Origin of the sequence: Mycobacterium sp. (assembly GCF_032161845.1) — a bacterium.
Taxonomy (GTDB): Bacteria; Actinomycetota; Actinomycetes; order Mycobacteriales; family Mycobacteriaceae; genus Mycobacterium.
The window spans coordinates 1-9467 of the sequence record NZ_JAVRQA010000265.1 but is presented as its reverse complement, the minus strand read 5'-3'; the positions used below and the strand labels follow the sequence as shown (position 1 = coordinate 9467).

The window sequence follows — 9467 nt, the reverse complement described above, 5'->3', positions numbered from 1 at the left end:
GGGGCCCTCGGCGAGCTCCCATCCCATCGCGACGAAGACGTCGGCAACGTGGTCGGCCAGGATCGTGATGGGGTGCCGGGCGCCGATCGGTCCGCGCGTCGATGGCAACGTGACGTCGATGCGCTCGGCGACCAGCGCGGCGGCGTCACGTTCGGCGCGGAGCACCTCGATGCGGGCGTCGAAGGCAGCCTGAGCTTCGGTGCGGGCCTCATTGACGCGGCGACCGGCGTCGGCTCGATCGGTCTTGGCCAGCGCGCCAAGCGTTTGACGCGCCAACGCGATAGGTGACTTGTCGCCGAGGTGTTCGGTCTTGGCCCGAGCCAGCGCGTCAAGATCGTCTGCCTGCTCGAAGGCCAGGCAGGCGGCACCGACGGCGGCGGCCAACGCCTCCTGCGAGAGTCCCGACGAGTCCGGCTGATCTACCACCCGGCGATCATAGCGACGGGTGCGTTGTGACCCGCGATACCCTGAGATCGCTCGACCTCGGCAGAGGTTCCTCACGATTGAGCTGTCGCTCGTCATCGATGCGACGGCCCCGTTCCCGAGCCCGGGTGGTCGACCGCCGAGGCATCGTCAATCCCGCAGCGGACTGCACGACGGTATTCGGCTTGGCAACGGCGGCCGTCGGCACGCACAACCGCGGGAAGAGCAGCAGGCTGCCCGGTCGAGTGATGTACGTCTGACCGTCCGGCGAAGTCCAGACAACCGTTCCGTCGGTGAGCTGTCGATCACGCCACCCGCCGCTTCCACCCCAGAAAGATTTGAGCAAGTGGTGCTCTCGGCAGAGACACTTCAGGTTGGACGCCTGCGTTGGTCCGACGGGATAGGCAATGGTGTGGTCGATGTCGGAGGCGTCGGCCGGGTGGTCGCAGCCCGGGAATCGGCACGTCAGATCGCGACATCGGACGAACTCCGCCAGCGCCCGCGATGGGGCGTACCTGGGTTCCGGCGGGGCCTGGCCCGGATGCACGATCGTCCTGATCTGCGCGCCACACGACATTCGGCCGAGCACACCACTGGGCGCCAGTGCACCCCCCATGAGGACGCCGGGACCCTGGGGTGCTGGGCCAGTCGACGGAGGCTGCCGCAGGGCTTCCTCGAGGGTCATCTGTCGGAGCGGCCCGTCTGGCGTGACTCGGGGCTCGGCGCCGTCGAGAACACCGTCGTCGGTGGCCACGTCCTCCGCATTGGCAACCAGGTGGATGACGAGGCTGCCCGACGGCTTCGGCGGCAAGCAATCCTTGGACCCACATCGGCAGGCAAGCCGGTCGAGACCATTGGCCAAGGCACCGCCCGCGTCTGCCCGCCTTTGGTCAAGGGTGCGGCCATCCCGGTCGCAGACCGACCCGGCAATCGAGTCAATACGCTGGTCGAGGGCCTTGGCATCGTGTGCGAACAGGGTCCCCCACAGTTGCGCCATTCCGGATGCGTCCTCCGAGCCGATGTCGAAGCAGCGAGACCGCGCACCGGTCTGGGAGCGCCGCAGAGCGTCAGGATCGAAGCGGTCCACCCAGAAGTCGATGGCCAGTTCCATCTTCTTGGCCGACATCGGCCCCCACTCGCGGGCAGCATTGGCTACCGCGGCGTCGACTGCTTCAAGGGCACTCGGATCCTTGATCAAAGCCGTCCGCCACACGATCGCGGACACGACGCGATATGACAGCGCGCCTTCGGCGAACAGGGCCGCGACCCGAGGCAGGCGATCGCGCAGGGCGGTGGCGATCAGCAGCTGGTGCGACGCCGATCCCGAGGTGATCTGTTCAGCGGCCGCGATCTGTGCGCAGACTGCGGCCCAGTTGTCGATGCACCACTGCTCGCGATTCGCCGAGCCGTCAGCAGCGTGACACCGGTCGAGTACAGCCACCATCGCGGAGAGTCGTCGGGCGCACGCGGCGGCTTCCACCCTGGCCCACCGTGCGACGGCCCGCGCGTCGGTCGCATGCAGCGCACCGGCTACCAATTCATCGAACATACGAGCGAAGCTACCGCCGCGCCGGGACATCCAGACTGCTCGCAATGGGCCCGCTGGGCTCGACCTGTGGACGAATCGGCGACTGTGGACAATCCGATATTCGGTACAGCGCCTTCAGCAGCGTGGCGGCCGTGCCGAGCAGTCCACCGGCGACGCCCGAGACGGCGGCGAACAGCAGGGTGCCCTCAGTGCTCGCGAGGACGAGAAAACCGAACGACGCAGCGATCGCCAACAGCATCACCAATGGCCAAGTCCACGGCCGTGGCCTGCCGAACCGCGTCGCCACCACCATGCCAAGGGCCAGTGCCACCAAATGCCCAACGTCGGTGAAGTCCATGCCGACGGTGATCACCGCCACCCCGGCGGCGAGCCACCAGCCGATCCACGTCGGACGCCAGCGCCGGGGTATGGCCGGAGTGAGCGCGCCGAGCACCGCCGTGGCGCCGTAGCTCATGCCGACGTCGGTGGCTCTGGTGACACTGGAGGGCAGCCATCCATAGGTGACGGCCGCGGTGAGCCCGGCAGCCACCAGCAGCGTCGCGCCCACGTGTCCCACGGCGAACGCCACCAGTAGTCGGCCACTTCGCCACAGCAGTTCCCCAAGACCGAGCAGGCAGACCAGTCCAGGCAGCCAGTAGAGGACCGGCCCGGCATCGACGACGAACGCGCTGCCGAGCAAGGTGGCGACGTGCCCGTGACTCAGATTGTGAAGATTGGTACTCGCGTGCTGGATCACCCGGTCCTGGACCGCGGGGCCGAGCTTCCACATGACAGTCGCGATGGCGACCAGCACGACGGCATAGCTCGTGGTGACCCGAACGCGGGCCAACCGAGACATCACTGCAAGCGCCATCGGGATCGACTATGCCCCCGGGGCCTCCGCGTCGACCTCATCCAGACCTGGCAGATCCCTGCGAGTCTTCACCCAGTACATCACGAGGTCGTCGGGAACACCGGCGACCTTCGCCGAGAACAGTTGCTTGCGTACGCGTTTCACCGTGATGCCCAACGACTCGAAGTCCTCGTCGGAGATTCCCGCCAGGGTCACGTTGGACACCACCAGTCCACCCCTGGTGGCGCGGTCCATCACTCGCGCGGCCACGTTGACGTCTACACCGAGCCAATCCGAGCCGATCCGCTGTGGACGGCCGGTGTGGATGCCCGCCCGCATCAGCGGCGTATAACCGCCCACCTCAACGGTTTTCACGGCCTCCAGTGCTTTCAGGACGGCCTTGACGGCGGTAGCGGGATCGGCGAAGACCGCCATCGCTCCGTCGCCCATCCTCTTGACGATGTGTCCGCCGGCTTCCAGAAGCGGTGGTTCCGTCACCTGGGCGACGCGTCGCAACAGTTTCAAGGCGGCATCGTCGCCGGCCCGCAACGACCAGTCCGAGAACCCGACGAGATCGGTGAACACCAACGTGACCTCGCGGTTGGCCGGCTGGCCCGACACTCGTTCGGTCAATGCCTGCCAGACCTGCAGGCCGGCCAGGCTGAACTCCCGCGACGCGGCATGCCGGTCCAGGATGCGGTCGGCCGCGCGCGCAGCGGCTCGCGGACCACCATCACCCGCCGCGGACAGGGGATCTCCGAAGTCCGGATCGCCGGGTAGGGCCCGACGAGCACGCCTGACGAAGGCGATCAGACCGGCGTTGTGATTCGTGCTCTTCAGCCACGACAACGGGCCCCCGGCTTGGAGTCCGGAACCGCTGTCCTCTGCGCCGGACCGTTCCTCGAACGATTCGACATCCACGCGAACCAGCCTAGGTGCCGCGTCTCAGGGCGGGCAATCACCGCAGCCCACGGGTGGTGGCGCACCCTGCCGAAGCCGCAGGTCGGCTGATCTTGACCGCCCGCCGTAAGACATTGCTCACACTGCACCACTGCGTTCGGTGCGCTGCGAATATCCGCACGTCACGGCGGCGTAGAGCGTGGATGCCCGACGGATAACGATGCGCGGCGCGCCGCCGGACCATGGTGGACAACACGCGTTGTCACGAATACGTTGGGCAAACAACCCGTGGGCTTGAACTCTGCGAGGACACCATGACGGCGAGATCAACGACGACTGCCGACCCGCTCGGCCCCGACTCCCTGACCTGGAAGTACTTCGGCGACCTCCGCACCGGCATGCTGGGCGTCTGGATCGGCGCCATTCAGAACATGTATCCCGAACTCGGTGCCGGGGTCGAGGACCATTCGATCTTGCTGCGGGAGCCGTTGCAGCGGGTCGCCAGATCGGTCTACCCGATCATGGGCGTGGTGTACGACGGCGACCGCGCGGCGCGGACGGGCGCGCAAATCAGGGGCTACCACGAGACCATCAAGGGCACCGACGGTGAAGGCCGCCGGTACCACGCGCTGAACCCCGAGACCTTCTACTGGGCGCACGCCACGTTCTTCATGCTCATCATCAAGACCGCCGAGTACTTCTGCGGCGGCCTGACCGAGGCCGAGAAGCGCCAACTCTTCGACGAGCACGTCCAGTGGTACCGGATGTACGGCATGAGCATGCGACCCGTGCCTGCCAGCTGGGAGGACTTCCAGGGGTACTGGGAGGCCACCTGCCGCGACGAGCTCGAGATCAACCGCGCCACGTTGGACATCTTCTCGATCCGCATTCCCAAGCCGTGGTTCGTCGTGATGCCGACCCCGGTGTGGGACCAGCTGTTCAAGCCGATGGTGGCGGGCCAGCGTTGGATCGCCGCCGGTCTCTTCGACCCTGCGGTTCGCGAGAAGGCGGGCATGCGCTGGACTCCGAGCGATGAAGTGGTGCTGCGCCTGTTCGGCAAGCTGGTCCAGCTGGCCTTCGTCGCCGTTCCGGACGAAATACGGCTCCACCCAAGGGCATTGGCCGCCTATCGACGGTCCTCGGGCCGGTCCCCCGCCGACGCCCCGCTCGTCGAGGCGCCCGGCTTCATGGGTCCCCCGCGCGATCGCCGCGACCTCCCGGTGCACTACGTGCCGGGGAGCAAGTCATTGATCGAACGTGCCGGATCCCTGGTGCACACCACATTCTCCCTCGCCGGGTTGCGTCCAGCACGCGGTCGTCAAAAGCCAGGAAAGGCTGCCTGAACACATGCTCGAATGGTCAGACGTCGACATTGCCGTGCGCGATGCGGTCCGCGATTTCGTCGACAAGGAGATCCGGCCCCACGTCGACGACCTGGAGAGCGGCGACATGGCGCCCTATCCGATCATCCGCAAGCTGTTCACGACCTTCGGCATCGACGCCATGGCCAAGGAGTCGCTGGAGAAGCGACTGGCCAAGATGCGCGACGGCGGGGCATCGAGCGGTGGGGCGTCGTCCGGCGGCATGTTCGGCGGCGAACAGGGGGGCATGGGCTTCGTCGTGGTCAGCGAGCTCTGTCGAGTCTGTATGGGCGTGGTGACGGGCATGGGCGTCAGCCTCGGCCTGACGGTTCCGACGATCGCATCGCGCGGCACGCTCGCACAGCAGGAGCGATGGCTGCCCGAACTGGTCACCTACGAGAAGGTCGGGGCATGGGCGATCACCGAGCCCGATTCGGGTTCGGACGCCTTCGGTGGCATGAAGTCCTACGTCGTGCGCGACGGGGACGACTACGTCCTCAACGGGCAGAAGACGTTCATCACCAACGGCCCCGACGCCGACGTGACCGTGGTCTACGCGAAGCTCGACGAGGGTAATCCGGAGGTCGACAAACGCGACCGCAAGGTTCTGACGTTCGTCCTCGACAAGGGTATGGAAGGGTTCGTTCAGTCGAAACCGTTCCGCAAGATGGGCATTCACAGCTCGCGAACCGGTGAGCTGTTCTTCAACGACGTGCGCCTCGGCCGCGATCGGCTGTTGGGCGAGACGGAGGACAACGACAAGGGTGACGGCCGCGACAGCGCCCGATCGAACTTCTCCGCCGAGCGCATCGGCGTCGCCGCGATGGCGCTCGGGGTGATCGAGGAGTGCCTGCGCCTCTGCGTCGACTATGCCAAGTCCCGGACGCTGTGGGGCCAGGAGATCGGCCAATTCCAGCTCATCCAGCTCAAGCTGGCGAGTATGGAGGTGGCGCGAATGAACGTGCGCAACATGCTGTTCCGCGTCATCGAGGCCGGGCAGGTGGGCACGACGATCTCGTTGCCCGAGGCTTCGGCGATGAAGTGGTATTCCTCGCAAGCCGCCACCGACGTCGCCATGGAGGCCATTCAACTCTTCGGCGGCAATGGCTACATGACCGAGTACCGCGTCGAGCAACTGGCCCGCGACGCCAAGTCGCTGATGATCTACGCCGGTAGCAACGAAGTTCAGATCACCCACGTTGCGCGAGGTCTCCTCAGCGATCCTCGAGGATGAACTCCGAGGCGCGAGCCGCCATTGCCATCACCGGCCCATTGAGGTTGCCTGCCAACATGATCGGCGTCGCCGAGCAGTCCACGACGCGCAGACCGTCCACTCCCCTGACCCGGAGCCGATCGTCGACGACGTCCCCTTCGCTCGGCCCCATGGCACAACTACCGACTGCGTGGTAACCGGTGTAACCACCATCCAACGCGGAGTCGATCAGCTCGTCGTCACTCTGCGCGGCCACGCCGGGAAACATCTCGTGGTCGATGCGGTCGGCAATCGGCGACTGCGCGAACAGTTCTCGCGTTCGGCGGATCAAGTTGGCGGTGGTGGTGCGGTCGTACGCACTGGTCAGATAGTTCGGTTCGATGCGCAAGGGTGCATCGGCAACGGCCGACGTGATCGTCACGCTGCCCTCCGACGTGGGACGCAACGCGAAGCCGAGGCACGACACGCCTGGTTCACGTTCGATGGAGATCGGCTCACCGGCCTGATAGGCGGGAATCGTGAAGGGCCCGAGCAGGAGTTGCCCGTCGATGCGTTCGGCCTCGGCGTGTGTCTTCAGGAAGGCCAGCACCTCGAAGGTCGGAGTCGCCAACATCCCCCTTCTAGTGGCCAGATAACGGGCCGCGGCGGACGCCTGACCAAGGCTCGACGACAGCTTGCGGTTGTAGCCCAGTTCCGCATTCAGCCTGAATCTCATGGCGAAGCAGCGGTGTTCCCGCACCCGACGGCCCACGTTGTCCCGTTCCACCAACACGGGGACGCCGGCATCCGCCAGCACCTCGCGGGGCCCGATTCCAGACAGCTGCAGCAGCTGCGGGCTGCCCATACTGCCGAGCGCGCAGATGATTTCGCGGTTCGCTCGGAACTCGGCGTTGCCGCCGTCGGCGGTGGTGACGTGAATGCCGACGGCGCGCTCGTTCTCGATGATGAGGCGACGGACCGTGGTGCCGGTGATGACGTCGAGGTTGGCACGGCGCTTGGCGGGCCTGAGAAAGGCGTCCGCGGCGCTGACCCGACGCCCGTTCCTTATCGTCGCTGCGGCATACCCGATGCGCGGATCGTCGGATTCGTTGATGTCGTCGATTTCGCGGAGGCCCGCGCGCGTACCCGCGCCGATGATCTCGCGGCACAACGGGTCGGGGCCACGTCCCACCGAGATGTGCAGCGGCCCCCCGACGCCGCGAGTCGGCGACGGCCCGAACTCACTGTCCTCGAAGGCCTTGAAGATCGGCAGAATGTCATTCCACCCCCAGCCCTTGTTGCCGAGGCGCTCCAGCTCGTCGTAGTCGGCTTGGTTGCCCCGGTTGTAGACCATCCCGTTGATGGAACTGGAGCCGCCGAGCACCTTGCCCCGCGTCCAGAACTCGGACCGTTGATTGGGGCCGAACGGCGTGGTGCGGTATCGCCACGCATACTTCTCGTTCTCCATGAGCATCCCCGAACCCTTGGGCACGTGGAACATCGGATGCCGGTCCGCCCCGCCCGCCTCGACGAGCAGCACCTTGGTGCGGGGATCGGCGGACAATCGGTTGGCGAGCACGCATCCCGCGGATCCGGCACCGGCGATGACGTAGTCGTATCGGGTCATCGGGAAGCCTCCGCAGCGACTGGAGCGACGTTACAAATATTGCAAGAGATGTAGCGTCGAACAGTACACCCGACGCAGCTAGTCGGGGCGGGAGGCCCGCGAACTCTGGTACAGGCAGATGGCCGCTGCCGCAGCGACGTTGAGACTCTCGGCGCTCCCCGACATGGGGATGCGTACCCGGGCATCGGCGAGTGCCGCGACGTCGGGCGACAGGCCGTGCGCCTCGGCGCCGAACAGCCACGCGGTTGGTATGGAGAGGTCTGCGTCATCGAGCGACAGGTCGCCATCGAGGGTGGTGGCAAGGACCTGCAGACCGGCGACGCGAAGTGCCGCGATCAGAGCCGTGGCGTCGGGCACCTCGAGGACGGGGAGGGCGAAGATGCTGCCTGCCGACGCGCGTAGACACTTCCCGTTGTAGGGGTCGACGCCGTGTCCGGCCAGGACGACCGCGTCGGCACCCATGGCGTCGGCGAGCCGGATCAGCGTTCCTGCGTTGCCGGGTTCGGAGGTCTCGACGGCAACCGCTACGAGCCGCGGCGAATCGGCGAGGACGTCGTCAAGGCTCGGCGTCGGCGTCGAACACACCGCGACCAGACCTACGGGGGTCACGGTGTCGGACAACGACTTCGCCGCCTTCTCGGTGACCAGATGCACTGGCGCCGCCCCGAGAAGCTGCTCGAAGCGCGAGGCAGCGGACTCCGTCGCGTAGACGTCGCTGACGAGTCCGCGCGCCAACGCGGCCTCGACCATGTTGGCGCCTTCGGCCAGGAAGAGGCCGGTACGTTTACGGCCCACGTGGCGCAGCAGCTTGGCTGCCGCGACCACGCGGGCCGAACGTTCGGTGAGCGGTGGGAGGCTCAGGCGGCCTCGCCCGACGGGGCGTTGACGTCCTCAGGAAGCGCGGCCTTGGCGACCTCGACCAGCGCCGTGAACGCAGCCTCGTCGCTGATCGCGATGTCCGACAGGTTCTTGCGGTCGACCTCGACGCCGGCCAGCTTCAAGCCCTGGATCAACCGGTTGTAGGTGATGCCGTTCGCCCGGGCCGCCGCGTTGATGCGGGTGATCCACAGCTTGCGGAAGTCGCCCTTGCGCGCCTTGCGGTCACGGTAGGCGTAGGTCAACGAATGGAGCTGCTGCTCCTTGGCCTTGCGGTACAGGCGCGACCGCTGGCCGCGGTAGCCCTTTGAAGCCTTCAGTACGGTACGCCGCTTCTTATGGGCGTTGAGTGCGCGCTTGACGCGTGCCATGGGGTGTTCCTATCTCGTGCGGGTCAGGTTGGGGCCTAGAAAGGCGGGTCAGGTCAGCCGTTGAGCATCTTGTTGATGCGCTTGGCGTCGTTCTCCGCCACCACGGTGCGGCCGTCAAGCCTGCGGGTGCGCTTCGTCGCCTTGTGCTCGAGCAGGTGGCGACGTCCAGCCTTCTGGCGCACGATCTTTCCGGTCCCAGTCTTCCGGAAGCGCTTCGAAGCGCCGCTGTGGGTCTTGGCCTTGGGCATGTGTCCTCAGTTCTAGTGGTGGATCAGTTCTGCGATGGATCTGCGGGTGCTTCGCCGGCCGGAGCCGCCGCGGGTTCGGCGGGGGCCG

The 9467-nt window shown here is 66.6% G+C and carries 9 protein-coding genes and 1 pseudogene; 2 read left to right on the top strand and 8 right to left on the bottom strand.

The window, feature by feature from the left end; all coding sequences use genetic code 11:
- The 4 genes and pseudogenes from QOD90_RS14960 to QOD90_RS14945 form a co-directional block, all read right to left on the bottom strand.
- A pseudogene (locus QOD90_RS14960) lies at nucleotides 1-426 on the bottom strand (phenylalanine--tRNA ligase subunit alpha); the annotation flags it as partial.
- A gap of 7 nt (nucleotides 427-433) precedes the next feature.
- Nucleotides 434-1972, bottom strand: a complete 1539-nt coding sequence (locus QOD90_RS14955; RefSeq protein WP_526350995.1) for an HNH endonuclease signature motif containing protein — start codon at nucleotides 1970-1972, stop codon at nucleotides 434-436.
- A 10-nt stretch (nucleotides 1973-1982) separates the two neighbouring features.
- Nucleotides 1983-2825, bottom strand: a complete 843-nt coding sequence (locus QOD90_RS14950) for a rhomboid-like protein (RefSeq protein WP_526350993.1) — start codon at nucleotides 2823-2825, stop codon at nucleotides 1983-1985.
- 9 nt (nucleotides 2826-2834) lie between these two features.
- On the bottom strand, nucleotides 2835-3725 hold the full coding sequence (locus tag QOD90_RS14945) for an adenylate/guanylate cyclase domain-containing protein (protein ID WP_526350991.1): 891 nt from the start codon (nucleotides 3723-3725) through the stop codon (nucleotides 2835-2837).
- A gap of 293 nt (nucleotides 3726-4018) precedes the next feature.
- Here QOD90_RS14945 and QOD90_RS14940 point away from each other — a divergent pair, with 293 nt between their 5' ends.
- Both QOD90_RS14940 and QOD90_RS14935 read left to right on the top strand, forming a co-directional pair.
- A complete protein-coding gene (locus QOD90_RS14940) occupies nucleotides 4019-5047 on the top strand; it encodes an oxygenase MpaB family protein (RefSeq protein WP_526350989.1) in 1029 nt (342 codons plus the stop codon).
- Between the two features lie 4 nt (nucleotides 5048-5051).
- Nucleotides 5052-6299 (top strand): acyl-CoA dehydrogenase family protein, encoded by a 1248-nt coding sequence (locus QOD90_RS14935; RefSeq protein ID WP_526350987.1) that lies wholly within the window; start codon nucleotides 5052-5054, stop codon nucleotides 6297-6299.
- Here the strand turns inward: QOD90_RS14935 and QOD90_RS14930 are convergent.
- The 4 genes from QOD90_RS14930 to rpmI form a co-directional block, all read right to left on the bottom strand.
- A complete protein-coding gene (locus QOD90_RS14930; RefSeq protein WP_526350985.1) occupies nucleotides 6280-7884 on the bottom strand; it encodes a GMC family oxidoreductase in 1605 nt (534 codons plus the stop codon). The genes QOD90_RS14935 and QOD90_RS14930 overlap by 20 nt on opposite strands.
- 78 nt (nucleotides 7885-7962) lie before the next feature.
- Nucleotides 7963-8709 (bottom strand): TrmH family RNA methyltransferase, encoded by a 747-nt coding sequence (locus tag QOD90_RS14925; protein ID WP_526350983.1) that lies wholly within the window; start codon nucleotides 8707-8709, stop codon nucleotides 7963-7965.
- 32 nt (nucleotides 8710-8741) lie between these two features.
- Nucleotides 8742-9131: a 50S ribosomal protein L20 gene (rplT, locus tag QOD90_RS14920; protein WP_459185918.1), complete on the bottom strand. Its 390-nt coding sequence runs from the start codon at nucleotides 9129-9131 to the stop codon at nucleotides 8742-8744.
- Nucleotides 9132-9184: 53 nt separating this feature from the next.
- Entirely contained in the window at nucleotides 9185-9379 is a 195-nt protein-coding gene (gene rpmI / locus QOD90_RS14915; protein WP_263999523.1) for a 50S ribosomal protein L35, read from the bottom strand.
- Between the last annotated feature and the right edge of the window lie 88 nt (nucleotides 9380-9467).